Source organism: Streptosporangium sp. NPDC020072, assembly GCF_040631445.1.
In the GTDB taxonomy this organism is placed as follows: Bacteria; Actinomycetota; Actinomycetes; order Streptosporangiales; family Streptosporangiaceae; genus Streptosporangium.
Window position 1 is genome coordinate 113,663 of sequence record NZ_JBEYAB010000006.1, and the last position, 25,084, is coordinate 138,746.

A 25,084-nucleotide genomic window follows, 5' to 3' on the forward strand; every position below is an offset into this window, starting at 1 on the left:
CCCGGGGTCAGCGCAGCGGCATCTCGGAGGCGGAGGCGCGGGCGGTCGGCGAGTCGGCGTCCGGGATGAACAGGCGCGGCGCGCCGCCGCTCAGGGACACCACCCAGACGTCGGCGTCGCGGCCGCCCGCGCCCCCCTTCGGCACCGCGTACATCACATGGTCGTCGTCGAGCCACGCCGCCTGGTCGTCCACGCTGCGGGTCTCCGCGAGCGGGGTCTCGGCGCCGGTCGCGAGGTCGAGGGAGTGGAAGCGCCAGACGTCGGTGTTGAGCCCGGTCCGTTTCTTGTAGACCAGACGCCCGCCGTCCGGCGACAGGGACGGGCACTCGGCGTTCTCCCGCAGGGCGGTCAGGGTGCGCCGCCCGATGTCGCCCTCGACGAGGTACCTGCGGTCCTGGGTGGCCACGGTGGCGAAGAAGCGCTCCCCGCCGGGGACGAACGTCACACCCCACACGTTGCGGTCGGCGTTGTCGTTCGGCCGCCCGTTCAGCAGGAACGTGAACCGTTCGACGTTGCCGACCGGGTCGCCGCCGACCCGGCCGATGAGGGTCTCGGTCGAGAAACCGTCGGAGAGGTAGGAGTGCCCCGTCACGAAGGTCGTCGTCGCGTAGTAGCGGCCGTCCTCGGAGATCCGGGCGCGGCTCGGGATCCCGGTGACCGGGGCCTCCCCTTCGGGCCGGAGCCGCTCGTCCAGCAGGGTGACGGCGAACGGCTGGATCGGGTTGCGCGTCTGGCGCAGGCAGAGGCCGCCCGCGGGGGAGGCGGCCGTGCGCTCGCAGCGGGGCGGCAGGACGACGCGCTCGCGCCGCACGTCGGCGGCCGGGAGCACGGCGAGGTGGCCGAACCCGGGTCCCGGGCGCAACGACCGGAACACGACCTGCCGACCCTTGGGCAGTTCGGCCCGGCCGTCGCCCGCGGCGCCGGTCGCCCCCGCGCGCAGCACCGAAAGGACGACGTAGCCCACGGCAACGGCGGCGACGAGGACCGCGGCCGTCTTGATGAGCCTGTCGTTCCCGGTCCCGCGTGCGCTGGGCTGGGTCATCGGGCCTCCGTACGGCGGTCGCGGGCTCGTGTGATCATCGGTACGGCGGTGAGCAGGGCGGCGGTGAGGGCGGCGGCGAAGATCCACACGGCGGTCTCGCCCTCGGCGACCGTCCAGATCGCGCCGAAGGCCACCGCGCCCAGGGCCCGCCCGCCCGCGACCGCCGTCTGGACGACGGAGATCCCGGTCGCCGTCAGCCCGGCGGGCAGCATGGGGGCGGCCGCGGCGGGCAGCACGCCGTCGGTCGCCGCGTAGTAGGCGCCGAGGAACGCCAGGCACAGCACGGCCCCGGCGACGCCTCCGGCCAGGATCGCGGCGAGGTAGGCGCACAGCAGCAGGCCGTACCCGGCGGCGAAGACGCGGTTCCTGCCGTGGCGGTCGGAGAGCCTGCCGAACGGCACGGCCAGGGCGAGGTAGACCAGGCTCGTGCCGACGAACAGCAGCGGGAACCAGCGGGTCGTGACCGACTCGCCGCGCAGCAGGACGAGGTAGAGGAAGCCGTCGCCGATCGTCGCCGCAGACAGCACGGCGGCGGCGCAGAGAAGCCGCAGGAACCCGCCGATCCGCAGCAGCGCCGCGACGTCGCGGGGCGAGAGCGGCCCGGCCGGGGACGGGGTGTGCTCCGGTACACGCTGCAGGAACAGCAGCACGCCGAGGACCGCGGCGCAGAACGAGACGACGAAGACCATGTCGAAGTCGCCCGGCGCGAGCGCGAGCAGCCCGAAGGCGGCGACGGGGCCGAGCAGCGCGCCGGTCGCGTCAAGGGCCCGGTGCACGCCGAAGGACCTGCCGAGCCGGTCGGGGGGAGCCGCGGTGGCGATGAGCAGGTCACGCGGCGCGGTCCGCAGCCCCTTGCCCGCGCGGTCGACCGCGACCGCGGCCGACAGCGCCCCCGCGCCGGCCACGGGCAGCAGCATCAGCTTGGCGGCGGCCCCGAGGGCGTACCCCGCGCCCGCCACGAGCTTGGGACGGCGCAACCGGTCGGCGAAGAAGCCGCCGAGCAGCCGGACCAGGACGGTCGCGCCCTGGTAGAGACCGTCCAGCATGCCGTACGCCAGAGGGGTGAGCCCCAGGGCGAGCGTCGCGAACAGCGGCAGGACGGCCGTCACCATCTCGGAGGAGACGTCGGTGATCAGGCTCACCAGGCCCAGGACCACGACGACCCGGGGCACGGGGGCTCTCGGCCCCGTGCCGCGCGGGATGTCGCGTACCGATACGTACACCTCAGCCGGTGCCCGGGAGCGGTCCGTCGGTGGAGAAGGCGTTCAGGACGTTGCCGGTGATGGTGGAGATGTCGTTGTCGTAGTGGTCGTAGAACAGGCTGCCCGCCCAGGAGATCGAACTGGCGGAGAAGACCGCGCCCCCCTTGGGGTAGAAGGTGAGGGCCACGTCGCCGCGGACCAGCCAGTTGACGGTGCCGCCCTCCATGAGGTTGGCCGTGTTGTTCTCCTCCTTGACGAACATGTACTCGTCGCCGAAGCCGGTGCCCGAGCCCAGGACGACGGTGTTGTCCGGGGTGCCGAGGGCGTAGTCGGCGCGGTCGAGCTCCTCGCCCATGGGGCCGCCCCTGCTCTGCAGGGAGTCGAAGTCGCCGATGGGGCCGGTGGCCTTGACGCCGTCGAAGACCCAGGCCGCCCTGGGGTCGTGGCTCTCGGGGGAGCGGTTGAGGGGGCGGCTGTACAGGCCGGTTCCCAGCCGTGAGCCGAAGCCCTGGGCGGTGAAGCCGACGCCGACCAGCTGCTGCGGGGGTCTGCCGCGGAAGCGCCACAGGCCGCCGAACTCGCCGGTGGTGTTGTGGTAGTACTCGCCGGGGGCGCTCTGCCAGGCCTCGGTGCCGTCGTGCCTGCGCAGTTCGGTGTAGGTGCCGGTGCGGTCGAGCGGGGTGACCCAGTAGAAGCCGTTGCCGCCCAGGTACATCAGCCTGCCGCCGTCGTTCAGCCAGCCCTCCAGGGCGTCGAGCATGGGTTCTGAGGTGTACTCGGGGTGGCTGCCGGTGACGACGACCTGGTAGTCGTCCAGCAGTTTCCTGCCCTCCCGGTGCAGGTCGTGGTCGGTGACGTAGTCCACGGTGCGGCCGGTGGACTCCAGCCAGTCGATGATGTGGGTGTCGGCCTCGAACTGCCACGGCCTGCCCTCACCCTTCGGGCCGGTGGAGAGCGGGCGCAGGTTGGTGATGGGCCGCAGCGCGGAGGAGTAGACCACGCCGCTGCCGTCGCTGTGCCGGGAGTACTGGCTCATCCCGCTCGTCAGGCCGCCCGTCATCCCGTAGGCCAGGTAACTGAAGGTCGGCACCAGCAGGGCGACCTTGGAGGTGGCCTTGCCCCGCTTGGGGCGCACCACGAAGGTCGCGTGGTAGACGCGTCCGTCGGCCTCCAGCTTGGCCGCGTACACGCCGCTGCGGGCGTCGGCGGGCACCCGCCAGGTGAAGGCGCTCTCCCAGGCGGCGTCGCCCAGGTCGTCGTCGTGGAAGTACAGTGCCCCGTACTGCCCGGGCGCCCGCCTGAAGTTCTGCTCGTCGGCCTGCCAGTTGTGCCCGGTGACGGCGCGGACCGGCAGGTTGACCGTACGGCCGCGCAGCCGGTTGGGGGAGACGTCCACGACCTGGTCGGTGTCCATCCGCTGGGAGAAGTCGAGGGCGAGCGCCGTCCGCCCGGCCGGGCCGCCGTCGCGCAGGGCCTGGACCTCCCGCTCCTCCAGCGCCCGGCCGTACACCCGGGGGGCGTCGACCTTGCCGTTGTAGAACCCGGTCGGCCGGTCCTGGGCTCCCTGGTAGGCGGCCACCAGCAGCGGGGCGGTGGCGTCTCTCAGCCCGCGGGCCTCGATCGTGCGGGTGACGACGGCCTGGGAGTCGTTGGGGTGGCCGGTCAGCGGGTACTGGTACAGCCTCACCTTCCCGGTCCCGGCGTCGTAGGAGACCGCGGCGAAGTACCAGCCGGAGGAGTTCACGTGCTGCGGCCGTACGGCGCCGCCGGGCTCGACCCCGCGCAGCGCCGGGGCCCACGGCTTGAGTCGCACGCCGGTGCTCACCGTGTGGGCCTGCCCGGACCGGTCGGTCAGCCGCAGGCCGAGCCCGCCGTCCCGGTCCACGAACATGCCGTATCCGGCCTGTTCCCTCTCCGACCACTTGGTCACGATCCCCTGCGCGGCCCCGGTGCCGACGGGGGTCCGCCGGTAGGCGACGGGGTTGAGCTCGGAGCCGGGGACGGTGGTCGGCGCGATCCACGCCGTGATGGTGAAGCTTCCGCCGAGCCGCAGGGCGGGGGCGTCCGGGACGCTCACGTACGAGCCGACGGGGAGGGTCTGGTGACGGCCGGGGTACTCCTTGTTGACGGCGGACTCGATGACCTGCTCCTTGAGGCCGGGTCCGCGCGGGTCCGCGTCGCCGTGCACCACCCGGACCATCGTCGCCCTGAAGGTGGGGCTCTTCGTGCTCACCATGAACTTCACGGACTCACCCGGCTGGACGCTCAGCCGGTCCGGATAGCCGCTGATCCCCAGGGCGTCCAGCGCCTCCTGGGGCGTGCCCGGATCGACGGGAAGCGGGAGAGGGTCGACCTTCGGGGTCTGGGGCCAGGCCGCCGCGGTCCCCACTCCCGTGGCCAGGGGGCCGGAGCCGCCGATCGCGACGGCCAGAGCCGTGACCAGCAGTGCCGTCCTCAGTCGTCTGCGCGCGATCACTCGATCACCTCTCTGCCGGCCCTGGAACCCCGGTCACACGGGACGACATGCCGTCTCACCGGCGAGGCGCCGGGGCGATCGAACGATGCGTGCTCTCGTCGCCTCGTGGAGAACGTGCGCTGTCTCCTCTCGCCAAAGGCTCCGCCTCAAGTTAAAACAAACAGCTAAGAACAAGCCATAGGGTGCGTATCGGCCTCCTGGCCGATAGCGGACAGCTCGCCGTACGTGGTTCCGCGACGCCGTCGAGCGCTTCGGCCTTCCCGCCGGTTGGCAGTTCGGCCTGTGCCCTAAAGGCCTCGACAGTGGTTTGAGGCGTGATCCGGCCTGCGGAACGAGGTGTCCTCACAGATCAGAGATCGGTGTTTCCCGCCCGGGCGTGATCTACATACGGAACAGGCCCAGCAGGTCGTCCATCGCGACGGTCAGTCCCGCGATGATCAACCCTGTGAGGATGGCGAGGGTCATGCCGCTGATATGCGCACGGTGGTCCGTACCGGCCGTTAACACTCCTGTGACGGCCATACCGGCCAGAAGTGAATTACGGACCACATGACGTAAGGAATACTCCGCCCCTGCTGTTCCGAAGCAGTTGCATCTCGCCCGCACACCGCGTTTGAGTGCCAGAACGATGACGCCGGTGAAACCGATCAGCAGGGTCAGGGCGCCGGAAAAGCCGACAACGGCTGCCTTCGGCCCCGCCACCGGTGAGGCGGCGAACGCAAGGACCACCAGCAACTCCATGGCCGCCACCGACCGCGCCACCGTCGGCACTACTCCGGGCGGGAACCAGTCCAGGTCTCTGATCGATTTCTCAAAACCTTTCCGGTCACGGGCTTTTCCCAGCCCGGCGTGACCGAACACCGCGGCCAGTGACACCGCACACGTCAGCGACACGTACATCATCGCGCACCACCGTCAAGATATCCGGCGGCCTGAGTCCTGAAGAGCCCGGCATAGATCCCTCCTGCCAGCATCAGGTCGGGATGCGGCCCCTCTTCGACTATTCTTCCCTCCTCAAGCACGACCAGGGAGTCGGCATCGCGGAGTGCGCTCAACCGGTGGGAGATAAGCAGGCCGGCACGTCCCCGACGGTATTCGCTGAGCTGTTTGTGGATCTCGTATTCGGCCTGCGCGTCCAGGCCGGAGCTCGGCTCGTCAAGGATCAGGAGATCCTTCTCCACCTGAAGCGCTCCTCGCGCAAGCGCGATGCGCTGCCACTGCCCGCCCGACAGAAACACACCCCTCTCCTGGTCGGCGCCGTTCTTCTCAAGATTTTCCCCGTCAATGAAAAGGCGCGTGAGCGGTGTCTCATAACCGCGTGGGAGAGCCAGTAGATCTTCGTGGATCTTGGCCCGCTGAGCAGCCGCCTCAAGCCGGGGGCGATCGCCCATGTACGGCATATGCCCTATCCCGATGTTTTCGAATGCGGGGAGGTCGTAGCTCATGAAGTCTTGGAAGACCGCTCCCATACGCTGCCGGAGCCGGGCCGGGTCGATGTCCCGGATATCGATCCCATCCCAGTAAATACCGCCACGCTCTACTTCGTAGAAACGGCAGAGGAGTTTGACCAAGGTGCTCTTTCCTGACCCGTTCCGTCCGACCAGCCCCACGGTCTTGCCTGCGGGGATCTCGAAGGTGACGCCACGAAGGGTCCACGGATGGTCAAGGCTGTAACGGAACCAGACGTCGTGGAAGACTATGCCGTGGCGGAGGGGGGCCAGCGTCCCGGTGCGGACCGGTACCGGGAGGTCGGGATCGTTCTCCTCGATGTCGCTGAGCTGCTGGAAGTACAGGGTCTGCTGATGGATGAAGGCGACCTGGGTCGTCAGTCCCCCCAAGGAGCCCTGAACACCCGCGACCGAGGCGATGAACATCGCTATGTCGCCGGCGCTCATATGGCCGTTTCCGGCCCCGATGATCGACCAGATCAAACCGGCTCCCACGGCAACGGCCGAGACCGTGCCCAGGCTGGACTGGAGGAACAGCTCCCGCCGATCGGTCGCGCGCTGTTCGGCGTCGGCCCGGCGCACCTCCGCGAGCATTCTGTCCTTTAGGAAACCTCCGATGCCGAACAGCCTGATCTCTTTCGCCGCCTCGACACCCGCGAGCAGGGTGCTGTAGAACAGCTCACGCCGCTGCATCGGGCTGATCTTCAGGGTCATCGACGCACGCCGTCTCGACAGCGCTATTTCGCCGGCCAGCGTCGTGACGGCTCCCAGGGCTATCACGAGTGCCATGACCGGGCTCAGTGCGATCAGCGACCCGAGGAATCCACCGACGAGAAGGGTGCCACCGAAGATGTCCAGACCGCTCCGTACGATGTGTCCGGGAGCACTTCCGCCTGAATGACCGGCCATCCTGAGTTTGTCGAGAAAGACGGGATCCTCGAAACGGGAGATACCCGGAAGCCGGTTCACCGCGTCGTAGACGCGTTCTTTGGCCAGAAGTCTGGTCTGTCTGTCCAGGTCGTTCTGGAGATATCTGCCCCACCCTCGCAGGACGATCGGGACCATTCCCAGGGAGGCCAGGGCGGTGGTCAGCCACACGATGTCGAACTCTCCCGCCGCGATCTGATCGATCACCAGTTTGGTGAGCCACGCGGTCGCGACGGGGACGATCGAGGACAGAAGAGAGACGAGCGCGAGCACGATCAGCCGGCCGGCGGCCGTGCGCCAGGCGAGGGCGATCGCCAGACCCAGCGTCCTCAGCGAGCGCCGCGCGGACGACCACCTCATGCCGGCCGTCACGAGCCCAGCTTTCTGATCATCTTTCCGGTGACCCAGGCGGCCGAGATGTAGCCGTATTTGCGTGAGTCCTCACTTGTGTTCGGATTGTCGCCGAGGAGCACGAGCTTTCCGGCCGGTACGACGGAGTCCCGGGGAATGGACCGTGTGACGCCGAGGTCGGCGCCGACCCGTTCGCCGGGCAACGCGGCGACCCGTTTGACGATGTGCGAGCGGAATCCGGACGACGGCAGTATCGGCCGGCCCGGGGGCCAGCCCAGTGGCTCATCCATCTCCAGGAAGACCACATCGCCTCTCCGTATACCGGAGGCCGTGCAACGCTTGACGAGAATCTTCTCACCGTTCAACAGACTTGGCTCCATGCTGCAACCTCGGACGGTGACAACGCGCAGTTTTCGCCGGACCGTCCATGTGGCCACGCAGAGCCCCAAGACGCATACGCTCGTGAACGCGAGCACTAAAGTGATCATCTACGCGCCCTATACCTGAATCGGGCTCAACAGGGATTCAAGGTCCATTCCTACGGCGGTGACGAAGCCGGCTTCGTCGAGCAGGCACATCACCGGGAAAGCCTTGACCTGAAAAGCCTTGACGAGCGATCCGTCCGTCGGCTCGACAACCACTTCTCCCGTTTTCTCCAGTGCCACGACCATGTCCGCGCAGGAGGCATAATCGCCGACCACGACGTTGATGACGGCCGGGGCCTCTCGCTCGTTCCGTGCGGCGTGTTCTCTTATCTCCTGCACCTGGCCGGTGAAGGAGGGTATTTTTTCCCGGCAGGCAGAGCAGGTGTCAGAGAAGAACGCCACGACGGTCCATGTCGCCCATGATTCGGAAGAGAATACGTTGCCACTCTCCAGAGTTGCTTTGAACGGTGCCGGCGACATGCCCTTGTCAAGGACAAGAGATGAGATCGGCGACATCTCCGAACCCATGGAGGCGGAAGGCCTTCGGATTCTTCTGATGACTGCGAGAGTGAGAAGAAGATTAAGAAGGGAAAGTCCTCCGATGAGGACAACACTCACTTCGAGGAGCATTGGACGGGCCTTTCGGTAACCGCTGCGCCGGACAGTCGAAGCGCGATGGCCGAGCCACCCCGCGCTCCGGCGGTTCCGCACAGAGAGGACGGGCCGGTACACCATCGATCACCGGAGGATCGAGAGTGGTTGGAGTGAGCAGGTCCGGCGATCACCGAGCCCTCTCGGCGCGGAGCGTCGAGCCTGCCGCCCTGGGCGGAACCGGGTGATGTGGCCGATGACGACCGTCAGGAATGAGGAGATTCTCGAAATGCCGGCCGTCATCGGCTTACCACGCGTCGCGCACAGGGCGTGTGTGCCCAGCGATCAAGGGGGGTCTCACCATGGAGCCCTCCTTCGATCGGAGAACCCGCGTGACGGGCGCCTTCTCTCACGCGGGGCGAAAGGCGGGCGGCAGGCCCGGATCGGTGATCGGGCCTGCTCTGCGACCTGCAACCGCCTTCCCGGCACTCAGGGTGAGGACGTCTTGACTACGCTCTCAGCAGTCGCCGCAGGAACTGCCGGGGGCCGGGACGTATCCGCATGTACTGGTGTCGGGGCCCGTGCAGTAGTACCAGGCCCGCCGGTACAGGTTCTGGGTCTGGGAGCAGGTTATGCACGCGGCGGCCGCTTCCGTGCGCGGCGCAAGGCGCTCCAATAGCGCGTCGCCGAACTTGTTGATGATCTTCATTCGCTCACCTCTTTCTGCTGTTTTCGAATCAGTCTCTGACTCGATTTCGAAACATGACATCACATGAGAACGTGAGTGTCGTTGACTGTGCGTGCGGGCCGACTTGTCAATTCTGGCACTCACTCAGTGTGGGGATGGTGGAACCAATGGTGACGGGATTGGCTTTGGGTTTGCGCAGGAAGACGAGCGCCGACGGCTCCTGCCGCCCACACCAGGTTGCCGATCGGTTGTTCATTCCTTACACCGGTCGGTTCCGGCAGACGTCCGTGCATTGAACATCCAGTGCAGAGCGTCTTTCTCTCTGCCGTTTCCTCGGTTACCATCACCGTGTTCGAGGGTTGCGGGCGGACGGGAACGGGGTGGATGCGCCTGAACCGCCGGCATTGGAAATTGGAATCTGCGGTGATAGATGTTGATGACGGAATTCAGTACCGACGGTCTTCCTGCGGGGGAAAGATTCGCCTGGTGGACGGAAAAGATGGCGGCCACCTTGTGCCCCTCCCAGATGTTCAGCGACGAAGAAGAATGTTTTCGCGGCCGGGCGCGCGTCCTGGAACTGGAGGGCATACAAGTATGCGCGCTCACTCATCCGTCCGTGTGGGTACGCAGGTCGGAGAGGATGGTACGGCAGGGCGGTCCGAAGCCCTACCAAGTCCACCTCGTCCTCAACGGCGAGGCCGTCGTCGATCATGTGGGGCGGAGGGCGCGGCTCGGCCAGGGGCAGTTCGTTCTGGTGGACACCTCCCACCCGTACGCCGCGTGGCGGAGTTGCACACCGGAGACCACGTCCGCGCTGGTGGTGCAGATCCCGCGCACGCTGCTGCCCCTGCCGCCGGACGCGGCCGGACGTCTGATAGCGGTACCCTTCTCGGCGAGCCGGGGCATGGGTGCGCTGTTCGCCCAGTGGCTTGTCGGCCTGGACCAGCGCGCCGAGCAGTTCGGCGAGGCAGACGCGTCGCCCCTGGCCTCGGTCACCGTTGACCTGCTCGCCGCCGTTCTGTCCTCCCGTCTGGACAGCCTCGTGGACGAAACGCCGGAGACGCGCAAAAAGATACTTGGTCTGCGGATACGTGAGTTCATCCGGCAGAACCTCGGCGACCCGGATTTGTGTCCCATGGGCGTCGCCGTCGCGCACCAGATCTCACTGCGCTATCTGTATGACATCTTCGACGCAGAGGGCATGGCGCCGGCGGCCTGGATCCGGAGGCTCCGCCTGGAACGCTGTCGCAGTGATCTGTCGGACCCCCGGTTCCGCACGCATCCCGTGCACACCATCGCCCGCCGCTGGGGCTTCACCGATCCCGCCCACTTCAGCCGGGCCTTCCGCGCTACCTACGGTGCGCCACCTCGGCACTATCGGCACATCTCTCTCCCCGCGGAGCCGGTCGACTGGCTCACCGACTCCAACTCCGCCGAGGCCTGAACGGACGGCAACGGAACGGCGGGCACATCCGGGATCCGAAGTCTTCGCAGGGTGTCGTTCAGGGAGCACCCGGACAGTGCGCGGCGCACAGTGGCGTGCCCGCGCGGAGGACGCCGCGACGTGCTCACGGACTGATCCCGTCGGGCCGATTCCACGAGGACGGCCCGGATTCCGGAACCCGGGCTACAGGAGCGGCCAGCGGGGATCGAGAAGAAGCGCGGAGGTTCGTGGGTCAGCGCAGCGTGGCCGCCAGGTGCTTGGCCAGGCCCTCCGAGGCGGCCCGCACCATCTCCAGCACCTCGGTGAAGCCCGTGCGGCCCCCGTAGTAGGGGTCGGGCACCTCGGCGTCCCGCGGCGCCGCCGGATCGAAGGAACGCAGCAGCCGTACGTCGGCCCCCGCCGGGGCCAGGCGGCGCAGCACCCGCAGGTTGTCCCGGTCCATCGCCAGCACCAGGTCCACCTCGCCGAACCAGCCCGCCAGGAACTGCCTCGCCCGGTGCGCGGAACCGTCGTAGCCGTGCTCGGCCAGCACCTCCGAGGCCCGCTGGTCCATCGGGTCGCCCTGGTGCCAGCCTCCCGTGCCCGCGCTGTCGACCGTCACCAGATCGCCGAGCCCGTGGTCGGCCAGGGTGTCCCTCAGGACGACCTCGGCCATGGGGGAGCGGCAGATGTTTCCCAGGCACACCAGACACACGCGATAACTCATGTCCCCAGCATGCCGCCCCGCCGGTTCCCCCGGAGCGGGAGCCCCCGAGGGAACGGCGGGGCCACATCGGGTGCCGGGTGGGCCGTGTGAGACGCCGAGGCGGTGCCGGGCCGTGTGGCCCGGCACCGCCTCGCGGTTCGGGGATCACCTCGCAAGAGGTGGGACGGGGTCAGCCGACGGTGAACTCGCCGTGGTAGCCGACGCTCTTGGCGCCGCCGAAGGGGCCGCCGACGGTGCACTTGAGGGTGCCCCGGAGCAGGTCGGCGCTGAGGTGGGCGGAGAACCTCTCCCCGTCGAGGGGGCCGCCGACGACCTGGCCGGACAGGGTCACCTCGCTGGCGATGTTGCTCTCGAAGTTCAGGTCGAGGTTGCTGCGGGCCCGCGTGCCGTCGTCCTGAATCCAGTCCAGGGTGCCGGTGCCGTGGCCGGTGCCGCCGCCGCCGAGTTCGCAGGTGAGCCAGACACCGCTGAAGTTCGCGGTGAGCCTGGCCTCGTCGATGCCGAGGCCGGTGGAGTCGCGGCAGGAGCCGTTGGCTCCGCGGATCTCGATGTCCTGCCTGAGGGGGACGATCTGCACCCCGGGCTTGAAGTACATCGTGCCCGCGGTGTCGCAGGTGACGCTCCCGGCGGCGTGGGCGGGTGAGGTGAGAGAGGTGAGACCGGTGAGACCGGTGGCGGCGACCAGGGCGGCCAGCAGGGCGGCGCCGCGGACGCGACGGGGCTGGGACATGGGAACTCCTCCAGGGGGCTGATCGGGCACGTCGTGGTCTTTGACGCGCCTGGATGTTCTCTCTCACCATGGCCATCACCGAAAGTGAATACAAGAATACTTTCCGTGACATCGGGTAAGGCGGTCCTTGCCGCGGGGCGCGGGCGGAGCCGATCAGGCGTGGATGAGCGCCCCGTGGCATTCGACAAGGGGCTCATGGGCGGGCCTCGGCGACGGGTTCGTGACGGGCACCGGAATCGGGCCCGCCCGCCGCTGGCTATCCTGTGGCACGTCGAGCCGGGCACGGCTCCCCACCACGAGCCCACCGGAAGGCGACGACCGTGACAGCCTCCCAGCGCCGGAGCGCATGGCCGGTGGTGGCGCACGTGGTCCTGTTCCTCCTGACGACGGTCATCCTGGCGGGCGCCCTGTGGTACCTCGGCGCGGGCCTGTGGCAGACCCTCGCCGTGGCGGGTGCCGCCGTCCTGCTCCATGTGGGAGCGGTGACGGCCCGCCGACGGCCGTGGGAGGGATACGCGATCGGCGCGCTGGCGATGCTCGTCCTGGTGCTGACACCCCTGCTGGGCTGGTCACCGACCATGCTGCCCTCGGCTGTGTGCTTCCCCCTCGCGTTGTGGCGGCTGACCGGCCTGGTCCCGGTCAGGTCCTCGGTGGCCGCGCTGGCCGTCGCCCTGCTCGGGATCGTCCTCAACGAGCTGGTGACATGGGCCCGGCTGCCCTCCGGTGTCTCCGCGTGGACCCACCTGGTCGAGGGTGGGCTGCTGATGTCCGTGGTCGGCGGCGTGTGGCTCGCGGCCCTGCTGGTGCGCCGCAGGCACGAGGCCCGCCGAAGGGCGGAGAGCGAACGACTGGCCGCGGCGGTCGCGGAGGAACGGGCCGGTATCCGCCGCGACCTGCATGACGTGATCGCCCACACGGTCACCGTCATGGTCGCGCGGATCGAGGCCGCGGCGGTGACGACGGCGGACCCGGCGACCCGACGCGAACTCGGTGACATCGCCGAGACCGGCCGGGACGCCCACCAGGGCCTGCGCGCGATGCTGGCCACCGTGGCACCGCGCGCCGACTCCCGGCCGGGAAAGGTCCCGATCTCGCTCGACGTCCTCCCCGACCTCGTGGCCTCGGCGGCCAGCCCGCTCCACACGGTGACGTTCGCCGAGGTGGGGGAGCGACGGCCGTTGAGCCTGAGCGCGGAGGTCGCGGTGGTCCGGACCGTGCAGGAGGGCGTCACCAACGCGCTGCGTCACCTCGAACCACCGGTCGAGGTGACCGTTCACCTGCGCTGGACCCCGGCCGAGGTGGTGGTCGAGGTGCGCGACGACGGCGGCAGGGCGCCTCGCGGCGGCAGCGGCCAGGGGACCGGCCTGATGGGGATCGGGGAACGCGTGAGTACCGCGGGTGGCACCCTGTCGATCGACGACGGGGACGACGGATGGGTGCTGCGGGCGCGGCTCCCCACGAAGGAGGGGGCATGACCGCGATCCATGTCATGCTCGTCGACGATCAGGAACTGCTGCGGGCCTCGCTCCGTACGGTGCTGTCGGCCGACGAACGCATCGAGGTCACCCACGACGTCGCGAACGGCGGCGACGCGATCGAGGTCGTCCGGCGGCACCGGCTCGACGTGGTGCTGATGGACATCCGCATGCCGCGTGTGGACGGGGTCGCCGCCACGGCGGAGATCGTCAGGATCTCCCCGGCGACCCGGGTGCTCATGCTGACGACGTTCGACGACGACGAACTGGTCGTGGCCGCCATCCGGGCCGGCGCGAGCGGTTACCTGACCAAGGACGTCCGGCCCGCCGCCCTGGCCCAGGCCGTGTGCGACGTCGCCTCCGGGACGTCGGCGCTGGCCCCCGGGGTGGCGGCGACGGTCCTCGATTTCGTACGGCAGGTGCCGGTGCGCAGGACGGCGGCCCTGAACGGCCTCACCCCACGAGAGGTCGAGATCTTCGATCTGCTCGCCCGCGGCAGGTCCAACAGCGAGATCCGCGCGGAACTGGTGCTGAGCGAGAACACGGTGAAGTCGCACGTTCGGGCCGTCCTGCAGAAACTGAACCTGCGCGACCGTGTGCACGTGGTGATCCACGCCTACGAGAACGGGCTGGTGGGCCGCAACGATCTGCCTGTCTGAGATTCCACCCCGCCGGGCGGTGCCCTCTCACCCCTCGGGGTGATGTCGGCCGGTGGCGCCCGGCCTAGGTTCGACGTCGTGCGTTTCCTACGTGTGATTTCCCTCCTCGCGCTCGTCGCCGTACTGCTCGGCTGGACGGCACCGGCCACCGCCACCGCCACCGTCACTGCCGTCGGCGGACGACTGGTCGACGAGTATCGCTCCGTCTTCGGCACGCCGGGGGTCGCGGCGGCCGTGATCGACGGGTCCTCGGTCGAGACGACCGTTCGCGGCCGGGACGGGGACGGCAACGCGGTGACGGCGCGAACCCGGTTCCGGGTCGCGTCGATGAGCAAGTCGATGACGGCCACGGCGATCATGCTGCTGGCCGACCGTGGACGCGTCTCCCTGGACGACCCGGTCGTCAAGGTCCTGCCCGACTTCAAGATGGCCGATCCACGTTTCACCGGGATCACCGTGCGCCAGATCCTCAGTCACACCTCGGGATTGTCGATCAGCACGAACAACGAGTACGTGTTCCCGCCCCCGCGCGGCGCACGGGAAGTCGTGGCCGGGCTGGCCGACAAGACCCTGGCCGCCGCTCCGGGCACCCACGCGGAGTACCACAACACCAACTACTCGATCGCGGCGCGGATCGTCGAGGTGGTGTCGGGGAAGTCCTTCGACGCCTTCCTGCGTACCGAGCTGTTCACACCGCTGGGCATGACCGACACCGGCTCGACGCTGGGATGTTCGGATCAGGCCGAGGGCCTGACGTCCGGGTACGAGGTCGTTCTCGGGGTCGCGGTCGCGGCACCGGAGATGCCGGGGTTCTGCGTCGGCAACGGCGGAGTGATCTCGACCCTGGACGACATGGTGCGGTGGCTGCGGTTCAACCAGGGCACCCTCGGTACGGGCCTGCTGAGCGCCGCTTCCCTGGCCGAGTTGCACACCGCCCAGCCGAACGCCGGTGGCTACGCCCTCGGCTGGCAGGTTCGCCCCGTCACGGCGGACGCGTCGCCGTTGTTGATCGGCCACGGCGGGACGCTGGCGACGTGGACCGGGGACATGGTCTTCTCTCCCAGGAGAGGGGTGGCCGCCCTCGTCCTCACCAACGGCGGCGGAGATCCCAGCCTGCTCTCGGGCAACCTCGTCGCCGAACGGATCGGGTCTCCGGAAACGCCGATGAGCAACCCGCTCACCATGGTGAACGCGATCCTGCTCGGGCTCACGGCGGGGATGGCCGCGCTGCTGGTCACCGTGGCCGTCCGAGCGCGCCGCTGGGCCGCGCGGCGTCGTGCGGCGCGCCGGCCGAGGCTGGTTCCGCGGCTCGTTCCCCTTGCCCTGGTGACGGTGCTGGGCGTGGTGCTGCCGACACCGATCTGGGGGGAGTTCAGCTTCCATTACTGGATCGTCACCGCCTGGCTGATGCCGCTGCTGGTGATCTTCTGCCTCACCTGCTCCGTGCTCGGGGCGGTCGCGCTCGGCCGTCGCCTCTGGTGCTTGCGCCGCGCGGGCCAGGCGGTCTCCGCCCCGGTCCCCGGCGGCGCCCCGTCGTGAGGCTCGCCGGATCGGCTGTGGAAGGTTGCTGATATCTTAACTCGCACCTACTGTGATCTCAGCCGAGCGTCACGCGAAGGAGACCCCGGTGCCCTGGTCGCGGTCCTCGACCGGCGGGGACGCAGGACGGAGCGGCCGGACGGGAGCTTTTCATGACCACCGCACTGATCATCGGCGACGTCCAACGGGGCATCACGGGCGGTTATCCGTTCGCCGGGCAGGTTCTGCCGCCGCTCACCGAGCTGCTCCCGCGCGCCCGCGCGGCCGGTGCGCTCGTCGTGTTCGTGCACTTCGCCTTCCGTGACAACGGGGCCGACCTGCCGCCGGGCAACGCGCTGTACCGGACGTTCTACGACGCCGGGGACGCCTTCCACGAGAGCTCGGCCGGGACCGAGATCGATCTGCCGGTCGCCGGCGAGGACGTCGTCGTGCTGAAGCGCCGTGCCAGCGCGTTCGCCGGTACGGACCTCGACCTCGTGCTGCGCGCCCGCGGCGTCGACGCGCTCGCCGTCGCCGGGGTCGCGACCAGCGCGATGGTGGCCGCGACGTGCTACGACGCCGCGGACCGCGGTTACCGGGTGACCGTGCTGCGCGACGGCTGCGCCGACGGCGACCAGGCGATGCACGACTTCTTCATGGACGCCGTCTTCCCCAGCCGGGGGTTCGAGGTCGTGTCCTGCGCCGGGTGGCACGAAGGGCGGGTGTGACGGCCGGGTCGCGTCGCGGCCTCGTGGTCCCGGCGGAGCGGGTCCCACGCCGGGACCGGGAACCGGGAGCGCTCGGCCGGATCGGAGACGGCCGGGCCCGTCCGTGGTGCCCCGGTCTTCGGGCCGGAGCGAGCAGGACAAGCCGATCCGTCATCCGGAGGCGCCGGGAGGCTTCCCGGCCGTGGCACCGGGCCGGGGACACGACGGTGCGGGCAGCTCGATGTGCGCCCTGCTCACGGAGGCGCTCTTCGCGAGGACCCGAAGCACGTCGCGGCGCACGCGTTCGCACCGTGCGCGCATCGCGTCCTGGGCACCGTCCGCGTCCCGCTCGCGCAGCCGTTCGAAGACGGTCCCAAGCTCTCCGGGCGGGCTCGCGATGCCGGGGTCGATCAACGCGGCCATCCGCAGGACACGCTCCAACTCGTCGAGCACGTCGACGATCGCCTTGCCCAGACGGCTGTTCCCGCTGAAGTTGGCGATGACGCCCTCGAACTCGATCCCGGCCCGGAGGGACTCCTCCTGCCCCGCCTCGCCCGCCGCAAGCGCGAAGGGCACCCTGGACAGCGCTTCGAGTCGTTCGAGTGCCGGTGCCGTGACTCCCAGGCGCGCCGCGGCGCCCGCGGCCTCACCGGAGAGCAGTGACCGCAGGGCGCAGAGATCGTCGGTGTCCTGGAGCGTGATCGGGCTGACGACGTAGCCCGCGCGCGGAAGCGCGGTCACGAGCCCGTCGCGCCTCAGCCGGGCGAGCGCCTCGCGCACGGGCGTCTTGCTGATGCCCCACTGCTGGGCGAGTGACGTCTCGGTGAAGCCGCTGCCGGGCGGCAGTGTCAGGTCGATGATCTGGCGCCTGATCGCCCGGTAGGCCTGGCTCGTGCGGTCGAGGCCGCTCTCGTCCCCGCCGACCAGCAACAGCGCGGGGACGTGCGGCGTTCCGGCGACCACGTCATGGATGTCGGGCACCGGCCAAGGATATCAACGTGAAACGTTGATACATCAGAGCGCGGATGAGGCCTCAGGCCGTCTCGCCGGGGGCCGGGGAGAGACCGGAACGGATGTCGCGGAAGTAGGCGTTGGCCGCGGGACTGAACATGAGGGCCATCGCGGCCAGCACCGCCGTCAGGTGCACCACCCGGCTGAGGACGAAGGCGAGGGTCATGAGGTCGGCGTCGGCGAAGAACCCGAGGATCGAGTTCCCGGCCATCAGCCACCGGACCGGCTCGACGACCAGCGACAACGTGCCGAAGATCCCCAGGGTCAGCGCCAGGGCGACACGTGCCCAGCCCCGGCCCTGACGCAGGCGCACCGCCAGGAGGATCGCTCCGGCGAAGACCGCGAGCCGGAGACCGAGACCGCCCGCCAAGCCGGTCGCGGAGGCCGTTCCCCTGGCGAGCAGATCGGCCACGGCCAGGGCGGACTCGAACGCGCCCGTGCCCACGGCGATGAACCAGAGCGACGCGGCGGACCTGACGGAGGCGGGCACGGAGGGGGAGCCGGCCAGGAGCTGGGTGGACATGAGGCCTCCTCGAAGTCGGGGGTGATCGATACGTGAAGAGTCTCCACCGCGAGGACGTGGCCGTTCATGCCCGCGCGCACCCGAGCCGGGGGTAGGGAGGGCCTTACCGCGAACCGGCCGCCGAGGGGCCTCGTCGTTAAGGATTCCTTCACCGGCAGGTGTGGGAACTGTGGGGTACTCACGATCGCGGAGCCTTGCGGGAGGGAAAGAGGCCGTCCTAGCCTCGATTGTCGACGATCGACAATCGAGGAGGCGTGGTGGCAGACAAGCTCCGCGTGCTGGTGGCGTCACCGTTGGAACCCGAGCATGTGGAGGCCGTCAGGGCCGTCGATCCACGTGTCGAGGTCCTCTACGAGCCGGATCTGCTGCCCCGTCCGCGTTATTCCGCCGACCACACCGGGATCAGGCCCGAGCTGTCTGCGGCCGACCTCGGCCGCTGGCGGGACCTGCGGGCCGGAGCGCACGTCAGCTTCGACTTCGACTGGCTCGACCCGGCGGCCATGCCGGTCAACTGCCCCGAACTGCGCTGGGTGCAGGCCACCAGCGCGGGCATCGGGCAGTTCGCCCGCAGGACCGGGCTGGCGGACAGCGACCTCGTGCTCACCACCGCCGCGGGCGTCCACGCCGTTCCCCTGGCGGAGTTCGCGCTCACCGGGGTGCTGCACTTCGTCAAGGGTGTGCCCGACCTGGCACGACGGCAGGCGCGGAGGAACTGGGAGCGCTACACCACCCGGGGGCTGACGGGCCTGCGGCTGGCCGTGGTCGGTCTCGGCGGCATCGGGCGCCAGGTCGTCAAGGTGTTCTCGGCCCTCGGGGTCGAGGTCGTCGGCGTCGGCAGACCGGGGCGGGCCTACGACATCCCCGGGCTGTCCGAGCTGTGGCCGTTCACCGAGATCGACGACGCCCTCGCCGGGGCGGGGGCGCTGGTGCTCGCCTGCCCGCTCACCGACGAGACGGAGGGCCTCGTCGGGGAACGGCAACTGGCCGCGCTGGCTCCGGGGGCCGTGCTGGTCAACATCTCGCGCGGCCAGGTGGTCGACGAGCGGGCGCTGACGGAGGCGCTCGCCGCCCGCCGGCTCGGCGGCGCCTTCCTGGACGTCTTCTCGACCGAGCCGCTGCCACCCGAATCGCCGCTGTGGGACATGGACAACGTCGTCGTCTCCCCGCACTCCGCCTCGACCGTCGACACGGAGAACCGGGCGATCACCGAGTTGTTCACCGACAACCTGAGGCGCTGGCTCGACGGGCGTCCGCTGCGCAACGTCTTCGACAGGGAGAAGGGTTACTGACCGCACGAGGGATGTCCTGACGCCCGTCCCGGAGTTCCGGCGGGCCGCCGTGGGCGGCTCGCCGTACGGCGTGTCCCCAAGGGGGCCGCGGTGGGGCGGGCGATCGGGCGTGCCCGCGTTTCGGCAGCTCACAGCCCTGCAAGGTATGTTGAACGCGGATTTATAACGGGCTGAATCAGCTATTGACGGTAGCCCGAATCTCGTTCCATATTGTCGATTGTCGACGATCGACAGCGGAGGCAGCGAGCAGGACGGCGGGCCAGTCCCTCCACCAGGTCCTCGGGGGATCGAGGACTCCGCATTGCTCTTCCAGAGGAGGGAACCGATGGCGAAAACACGCCGCTCCCGCATCATGTTCGCCACGGCGACGACCGTGGTCGCGCTCGGAGCCGCCGCGGCCTGCGGCGGGGTCCAGCGAAACGCGGACACCCCCGGCACGGGCCCGGCCGACGGCACGCCCAGGGCCGGCGGGACCATGACCGTCGCCTACAAGTCCGACCCCAAGACATTCGACCCGGCCGTCTGCTACGACGCGACGTGCTGGAACAACATGCGGATGCTGTACGACCGTCTCTACGACTACAAGGGCTCGACCAGCGAACTCGTCCCGCAGGGCGCCGAGGCGCCGCCCGCGGTCTCGCCCGACGGTAAGACCTACACGATCAGGATCAGGCCGGGGATGACCTTCTCCGACGGCTCGCCCGTCACGGCCAAGGACTTCGCCTACTCCTTCGCCCGCATCCTCGACCCCGCGACCAAGTCACCGGTGCGCGGCTTCTGGACCGGCGTCGCGGGCGCCGAGGAGTACGGAAACAAGCCCGAGGGCACCCCCAAGGGCATCCAGGCCGTCTCCGACAGCGAGCTGCGGATCGAGCTGACCCAGCCGAACTCCGCCTTCAAGTACATCCTGGCCATGCCGCACGCCTCGGTCATCCCCGAGGGCTCCGGCGCGGAGGCGGCCACCAAACCGCTCGGCTCCGGCCCGTTCGTCTTCAAGGAGTTCTCCCCCGGCCGTCAGATCGTGCTGGAGAAGAACGCCAAGTACTGGGACAAGCCCCGCCCCTACGTGGACAAGGTCGTCGAGCTGCTCGGGGTCAACCCCGACGTGGCGCTGCTGCAGCTGGAGAAGGGCCAGATCGACCTGATGGGCGACCCGATCCCGCCCGCCCAGTACCTGTCGGTGACGGCCAACGCGGCGCTGAAGGACCGCACCGTCACCATCGCCAAGCCCAGCACCTACTTCCTGACGCTGAACGTCAAGATGAAGCCGTTCGACGACCCGAAGGTCCGTGAGGCCGTCTCCTACGCCGTCGACCGCGCCTTCCTGCTCAAGCTGGTCAACGGCCAGGGCCAGGTGGCCAACGAGTTCCTGCCGCCCGGCGTGCTCGGCCACACCGACGAGAAGCTGGTCCACGACCAGGACATCGCCAAGGCCAAGCAGCTGCTCGCCGAGGCGGGCTACCCCGACGGCTTCTCCACCACGCTCTACTCCTGGAACACCCCGCCGTGGACCAACCTGCTGCCCCAGCTCCAGCAGGACCTCGCCAAGATCGGCGTGAAGGCCGAGCCCCGCCCGCTCCAGCAGAGCACGTTCTTCGAACTGGCGGGCACCCCGGGCAAGGCGCCGATGGCGCTCAGCTTCTGGGTGGCCGACTACCCCGAGGGCAGCAACTTCTTCCAGGCCCTCACCGCCTGCGCCGCGGCCGTCCAGGGCGGCCAGAACTACGCCTTCTCCTGTGACAAGGAGACCGACGACCTGGTCGCGAAGGCCCTGGCCACCGACTCGGAGCAGGAGGCCCAGCGGCTCTACACGCAGGCCAGCACCAGGCTGCTGGCGGGCAACTCGCTGGTGCCCCTCTACTACGGCTCCAAGACCGAGGTCTTCGGCAAGAACGTGGGCGGTTACTTCCCGCAGCCCGTCTGGGCCTGGGACATGACCAACTACTGGAAGACCGACGGCAAGCCGCTCGGCTGACCCCCTGTGACGATCCCCGATGCTCCCGCTGCCCCCGGTGAAAGGCTGACCATGGACGCGCTGCTCGACGTGGACGACCTCGTCGTCCGCTTCGCGACGCCCAACGGCGACCACACGGCCGTTCGCGGGGTCTCCTTCTCCGTCGCCGCGGGCGAACGCCTCGGCATCGTCGGCGAGTCCGGTTCGGGCAAGTCCGTCACGGCCCAGGCCGTGATGCGGCTGCTCGGGCCCGCCGCGACCGTCGAGTCGGGCGCCGTGCGCTTCGAGGGACGCGACGTGCTCGCCTTCCCCAGGGACGAACTGCGCCGCTGGCGGGGCGCGCAGGCGGCCATGGTGTTCCAGGACCCGCTCTCCAGCCTCAACCCGCTGGTGCGGATCGGACGCCAGGTCACCGAGACGCTCCGTGAGCACCTGGGCATGGACCGCGGGGCCGCCGCCGTACGGGCCGCGGAGCTGCTGGCCGAGGTGGGCATCCCGGACGCGGCGGCCCGGCTGCGCGACTACCCGATGACGTTCTCCGGCGGCATGCGGCAGCGGGTCGCCGTCGCCATCGCCGTGTCCTGCTCGCCCAGGCTGCTCATCGCCGACGAGCCGACCACGGCGCTCGACGTCACCGTGCAGGCCCAGGTGCTCGACCTGATGGACAGGATGACCGCCGAACTCGGCACGGCCGTCATCCTGATCAGCCACGACCTGGGCGTCGTCTCGACGTTCTGCGACCGCGTCCTGGTCATGTACGGCGGGCGCGTCGTCGAGAGCGGCACGACCGAGGAGATCGTCGGCGCCCCCCGCCACCCCTACACCCGCGCCCTGCTCGGCTCGATCCCCGCCATGACGGGGCCGCTGCCGCGCAGGCTGCCGTCCATCCCGGGCAGCCCGCCCCAGGCGGGCGCCCGCCCGCCCGGCTGCTCGTTCGCCTCACGCTGCCCGCTCGCCGAGGACGTCTGCCACGAGATCGAACCGCGGATGGAGGACGGCGTCGCCTGCCACGTCGCCACCGGGGCCGGGGAGCGCCCGTGAGCACCGGGACCGCACACCAGAGAGGAGAACGCGAGGTGAACGTCGTCGAGGTCGAGGACCTGCGCGTGCACTTCTCCCGCCGCCGCGGCGTGACCGTGCGGGCCGTCGACGGCGTCTCGTTCACGGTCGCGCCGGGGGAGACCCTCGGCCTGGCCGGTGAGTCGGGCTCGGGCAAGAGCACGGTCGCCCGCGCCCTGCTGCGCATCACCGACCCCGCCGGTGGGCGCGTCCGCATCGGCGGGCGCGACATCGCGGGGCTGCGGGGCGCGGCCCTGAAGACCTTCCGCCGTCAGATGCAGATGGTCTACCAGGATCCCTACGACTCCCTCGACCCGCGCATGAGGATCGGCGCGACCGTCGAGGAGGCGCTGATCGTCAGGGGCCTGCCCGCCGGGCAACGGCCCGCGCGGGTGCGGGAGCTGCTGGAGCGGGTCGGGCTGCCGGCCGCCCTGGCCACCCGCTACCCGCACGAGTTGTCCGGCGGCCAGCGCCAGCGGGTCTCCATCGCCCGCGCGCTCGGCGTCGACCCGGCCGTGATCGCCTGCGACGAGGCGGTCTCCGCCCTCGACGTCTCGGTACGGGCCCAGATCCTCAACCTGCTCAAGGACCTGCAGGAGGACAGCGGGCTGGCCTACCTGTTCATCTCCCACGACCTGTCCACGATGCGGTTCGCCGCCGACCGGATCGCGATCATGTATCTCGGCAGGCTGGTGGAGATCGGCACCAGGGACCAGGTCTTCGGCGCCCCGCGGCACCCCTACACCCAGGCGCTGCTCGCGGCGGTCCCGGTGCCCGGCGCGCGCCGTACCGGGCCGAGGGTCAGGCTCGCCGGGGAGCCGCCGAGCCCCGCCGACCCGCCCGCGGGCTGCGCCTTCCATCCGCGCTGCCCGCTCGCCGAGGAGATCTGCCGCACCGTCAGGCCCGAACTCGCGGTCAAACGGGGCGGCCAGCTCACCGCCTGCCACCTCGCGCCCGAACCGGAGCGCGATCCCGAGGTGACACCGTGACCGCCGCACAGCCCATCGAGCCCACCGAGCCCATCGAGCCCCGCGTGCGCGACGGCCTGCGCAGGGCGGGACGCAGTCTCCTGCGGGACATCCCCGCCCTCGTCTCGGTCGCCGTGCTCGTGCTGCTGGTGCTCGCCGCGATCCTGGCGCCGCTGCTGGCCCCGCACGACCCGATGCGCACCTACGCCGAGGGGCTGACCGCCAGGGGCGCGCCCGTGCCGCCCGGCGGGGAGTTCCCGCTCGGCACCGACCCCAACGGCCGCGACGTGCTGTCCAGGCTCCTGTACGGCGCCCGCGTCTCGCTGACCATCGGCGTCGTCGCCAACGGCCTGGCCACCGTCGTCGGGGTCGTGGCCGGGGTGACCGCCGGTTACTTCGGCGGCCTGGTGGACACCGTGATCAGCCGGATCACCGACATGGTCATGTCGTTCCCGATCCTGCTCTTCTGCGTCGCGCTGATCTCCGTCACCGGGCCCAGCCAGCGCAACGTGGTGCTGGTCATCGCGCTGGTCTACTGGACCTACCTGGCCCGTGTCATCCGGGGGATGGTGCTCTCGCTGCGCGAGCGGGAGTTCGTCACCGCGACCCGCACGCTCGGCGTGAGCGACACGCGGATCATGGTCAGGCACATCCTCCCGCACCTCGTCCCGGCGATCATCGTCTACGCGACGCTGGGCGTGGCCAGTTCGATCCTCATCGAGAGCTCGCTGTCGTTCATCGGCGTCGGCGTGCCGGTGCCCGAGGCCTCCTGGGGCCAGATGGTCGACGACGGCCGCAGATACTACGAGGTCGCGCCGTGGCTGCTGTTCGCCCCCGGTCTCTGCCTGATCGCCACCGTCCTGGCCTTCAACCTGGCGGGCGACTGGCTGCGCGACCTGCTCGACCCGACCGCACCGGAACGGAGGTGACGGCGTGACGGGATGGGTTCTGCGCCGGATCGGGCAGATGGTCCTGGTCCTGCTCGGCGTGGTCACACTCGCCTTCCTCATGGCCTACGCCGTACCCGGCGACCCGGCCAGGCTGATCGCGGGCCCCAACGCCGACGCGGCGACCGTGGCCTCGATCCGGCACCAGCTCGGGCTCGACGCCCCCCTGTGGTCGCAGTACACCGCCTTCCTCGGCAGGCTCCTGCACGGCGACCTCGGCACCTCCTACGCGCTGCACGGCGCGCCGGTCGCCGGACAGCTCGCCCAGGCCCTGCCGACCTCGGCGCTCATCGCGGTCGGCGGGATCGTCTGGCAGCTCCTCCTGGGCGTCCCCGCCGGGATCGTGGCCGCCTACCGGCCCAAGAGCGCCGCCGACAGGCTCGCCACGCTCGGCGCGCTCATCGGCCTGTCCGCCCCGCCGTTCTGGGTCGGGCTGCTGCTGCTGTACTACCTGGCCTACCGGTTCTCGATCTTCCCGCTCAACGGGCTCGGCGACCCGCTCTGGTGGTACCTGGCGCTGCCGACCTTCACCCTCGGCCTGGCGGGCGCGGCGTGGTACGCCAGAATGACCCGCGCCCAGATGCTGGAGGTGCTGCGCTCGCCGTACATCCAGATGGCGCGGTCGAAGGGGCTGCGTGAGCGGACCGTCCTGACCAGGCACGCGCTGCGCAACGCGCTCACCCCGCTGATCACCATGATCGGGATGGACTTCGGCTACTTCCTCGGCGGAGTCCTGATCATCGAGTCGGTCTTCGGGCTGCCGGGCGTCGGCAAGCTGACCTACGACGCCATCGACCAGCTCGACGTCCCGATCGTCACGGGCGCGGTGCTGCTGGCCGCCTTCTTCGTCGTCGTCATGAACTTCCTCGTGGACCTCACGTACGCGGTCGTCGACCCTCGCGTGCGCAACCGCCGCTGACCGGGTCGGCACAACCCCCGAAGGG

The 25,084-nt window shown here is 69.8% G+C and carries 23 protein-coding genes; 11 read left to right on the top strand and 12 right to left on the bottom strand.

The window, feature by feature from the left end:
- Positions 1–7: 7 nt before the first annotated feature.
- The 8 genes from ABZ470_RS15590 to ABZ470_RS15625 form a co-directional block, all read right to left on the bottom strand.
- Positions 8–1,042 carry a hypothetical protein gene (locus ABZ470_RS15590; RefSeq protein WP_362911771.1) on the bottom strand — a complete coding sequence of 345 codons (1,035 nt, stop codon included), beginning with the start codon at positions 1,040–1,042 and terminating at the stop codon, positions 8–10.
- Positions 1,039–2,214, bottom strand: coding sequence for an MFS transporter (locus ABZ470_RS15595; RefSeq protein WP_362911772.1), 1,176 nt, complete (start codon positions 2,212–2,214; stop codon positions 1,039–1,041). Before ABZ470_RS15595 ends, ABZ470_RS15590 begins: the two co-directional genes overlap by 4 nt.
- 52 nt (positions 2,215–2,266) lie before the next feature.
- Positions 2,267–4,720, bottom strand: coding sequence for a N,N-dimethylformamidase beta subunit family domain-containing protein (locus ABZ470_RS15600; protein ID WP_362911773.1), 2,454 nt, complete (start codon positions 4,718–4,720; stop codon positions 2,267–2,269).
- Positions 4,721–5,101: 381 nt separating this feature from the next.
- On the bottom strand, positions 5,102–5,623 hold the full coding sequence (locus ABZ470_RS15605) for a MauE/DoxX family redox-associated membrane protein (protein WP_352012035.1): 522 nt from the start codon (positions 5,621–5,623) through the stop codon (positions 5,102–5,104).
- Positions 5,620–7,467 (bottom strand): ABC transporter ATP-binding protein, encoded by a 1,848-nt coding sequence (locus ABZ470_RS15610; RefSeq protein WP_362911774.1) that lies wholly within the window; start codon positions 7,465–7,467, stop codon positions 5,620–5,622. Before ABZ470_RS15610 ends, ABZ470_RS15605 begins: the two co-directional genes overlap by 4 nt.
- Positions 7,464–7,934: a S26 family signal peptidase gene (locus tag ABZ470_RS15615; protein WP_362911775.1), complete on the bottom strand. Its 471-nt coding sequence runs from the start codon at positions 7,932–7,934 to the stop codon at positions 7,464–7,466. Before ABZ470_RS15615 ends, ABZ470_RS15610 begins: the two co-directional genes overlap by 4 nt.
- A gap of 9 nt (positions 7,935–7,943) precedes the next feature.
- Positions 7,944–8,501, bottom strand: a complete 558-nt coding sequence (locus ABZ470_RS15620; protein WP_362911776.1) for a hypothetical protein — start codon at positions 8,499–8,501, stop codon at positions 7,944–7,946.
- Positions 8,502–8,979: 478 nt separating this feature from the next.
- A complete protein-coding gene (locus tag ABZ470_RS15625) occupies positions 8,980–9,171 on the bottom strand; it encodes a hypothetical protein (RefSeq protein WP_352012039.1) in 192 nt (63 codons plus the stop codon).
- Positions 9,172–9,580: 409 nt separating this feature from the next.
- On the opposite strand from ABZ470_RS15625, the gene ABZ470_RS15630 reads away from it, so the two are divergent.
- Entirely contained in the window at positions 9,581–10,594 is a 1,014-nt protein-coding gene (locus tag ABZ470_RS15630; protein WP_362911777.1) for a helix-turn-helix domain-containing protein, read from the top strand.
- Between the two features lie 232 nt (positions 10,595–10,826).
- Here ABZ470_RS15630 and ABZ470_RS15635 read toward each other — a convergent pair whose 3' ends face one another.
- On the bottom strand, positions 10,827–11,300 hold the full coding sequence (locus ABZ470_RS15635) for a low molecular weight protein-tyrosine-phosphatase (protein ID WP_352012041.1): 474 nt from the start codon (positions 11,298–11,300) through the stop codon (positions 10,827–10,829).
- Positions 11,301–11,469: 169 nt separating this feature from the next.
- A complete protein-coding gene (locus ABZ470_RS15640) occupies positions 11,470–12,030 on the bottom strand; it encodes a hypothetical protein (protein WP_362911778.1) in 561 nt (186 codons plus the stop codon).
- 320 nt (positions 12,031–12,350) lie between these two features.
- Between ABZ470_RS15640 and ABZ470_RS15645 the strand changes: the two genes are divergently transcribed.
- The 4 genes from ABZ470_RS15645 (at position 12,351) to ABZ470_RS15660 (ending at position 16,410) form a co-directional block, all read left to right on the top strand.
- Positions 12,351–13,505, top strand: a complete 1,155-nt coding sequence (locus ABZ470_RS15645) for a histidine kinase (RefSeq protein WP_362911779.1) — start codon at positions 12,351–12,353, stop codon at positions 13,503–13,505.
- The gene (locus tag ABZ470_RS15650; RefSeq protein ID WP_352012044.1) at positions 13,502–14,164 is read left to right on the top strand and encodes a response regulator transcription factor; all 663 of its coding nucleotides are present in this window, start codon (positions 13,502–13,504) and stop codon (positions 14,162–14,164) included. The genes ABZ470_RS15645 and ABZ470_RS15650 overlap by 4 nt, the downstream gene beginning before the upstream one ends.
- Positions 14,165–14,242: 78 nt before the next feature.
- Positions 14,243–15,703: a serine hydrolase domain-containing protein gene (locus tag ABZ470_RS15655; protein ID WP_362911780.1), complete on the top strand. Its 1,461-nt coding sequence runs from the start codon at positions 14,243–14,245 to the stop codon at positions 15,701–15,703.
- A gap of 152 nt (positions 15,704–15,855) precedes the next feature.
- Positions 15,856–16,410 (top strand): isochorismatase family cysteine hydrolase, encoded by a 555-nt coding sequence (locus ABZ470_RS15660; RefSeq protein ID WP_352012046.1) that lies wholly within the window; start codon positions 15,856–15,858, stop codon positions 16,408–16,410.
- Positions 16,411–16,560: 150 nt separating this feature from the next.
- Here the strand turns inward: ABZ470_RS15660 and ABZ470_RS15665 are convergent, their stop codons facing one another.
- Together ABZ470_RS15665 and ABZ470_RS15670 are read right to left on the bottom strand one after the other, a co-directional pair.
- Entirely contained in the window at positions 16,561–17,370 is an 810-nt protein-coding gene (locus tag ABZ470_RS15665) for a GntR family transcriptional regulator (protein WP_362911781.1), read from the bottom strand.
- A gap of 52 nt (positions 17,371–17,422) precedes the next feature.
- Positions 17,423–17,923, bottom strand: a complete 501-nt coding sequence (locus tag ABZ470_RS15670; RefSeq protein ID WP_362911782.1) for a hypothetical protein — start codon at positions 17,921–17,923, stop codon at positions 17,423–17,425.
- 257 nt (positions 17,924–18,180) lie between these two features.
- Between ABZ470_RS15670 and ABZ470_RS15675 the strand changes: the two genes are divergently transcribed.
- The 6 genes from ABZ470_RS15675 to ABZ470_RS15700 all read left to right on the top strand — a co-directional run bounded on the left by ABZ470_RS15675 (position 18,181) and on the right by ABZ470_RS15700 (position 25,059).
- On the top strand, positions 18,181–19,212 hold the full coding sequence (locus ABZ470_RS15675) for a D-2-hydroxyacid dehydrogenase (RefSeq protein WP_362911783.1): 1,032 nt from the start codon (positions 18,181–18,183) through the stop codon (positions 19,210–19,212).
- A gap of 325 nt (positions 19,213–19,537) precedes the next feature.
- Positions 19,538–21,187, top strand: coding sequence for an ABC transporter substrate-binding protein (locus ABZ470_RS15680; RefSeq protein WP_352012050.1), 1,650 nt, complete (start codon positions 19,538–19,540; stop codon positions 21,185–21,187).
- Positions 21,188–21,193: 6 nt separating this feature from the next.
- Positions 21,194–22,207 (top strand): ABC transporter ATP-binding protein, encoded by a 1,014-nt coding sequence (locus tag ABZ470_RS15685; protein ID WP_362911784.1) that lies wholly within the window; start codon positions 21,194–21,196, stop codon positions 22,205–22,207.
- Positions 22,208–22,242: 35 nt separating this feature from the next.
- Positions 22,243–23,214 (top strand): ABC transporter ATP-binding protein, encoded by a 972-nt coding sequence (locus ABZ470_RS15690; RefSeq protein ID WP_362911785.1) that lies wholly within the window; start codon positions 22,243–22,245, stop codon positions 23,212–23,214.
- The gene (locus ABZ470_RS15695; protein WP_362911786.1) at positions 23,211–24,122 is read left to right on the top strand and encodes an ABC transporter permease; all 912 of its coding nucleotides are present in this window, start codon (positions 23,211–23,213) and stop codon (positions 24,120–24,122) included. Before ABZ470_RS15690 ends, ABZ470_RS15695 begins: the two co-directional genes overlap by 4 nt.
- A gap of 4 nt (positions 24,123–24,126) precedes the next feature.
- Entirely contained in the window at positions 24,127–25,059 is a 933-nt protein-coding gene (locus tag ABZ470_RS15700) for an ABC transporter permease (protein ID WP_352012054.1), read from the top strand.
- Positions 25,060–25,084 lie beyond the last annotated feature (25 nt).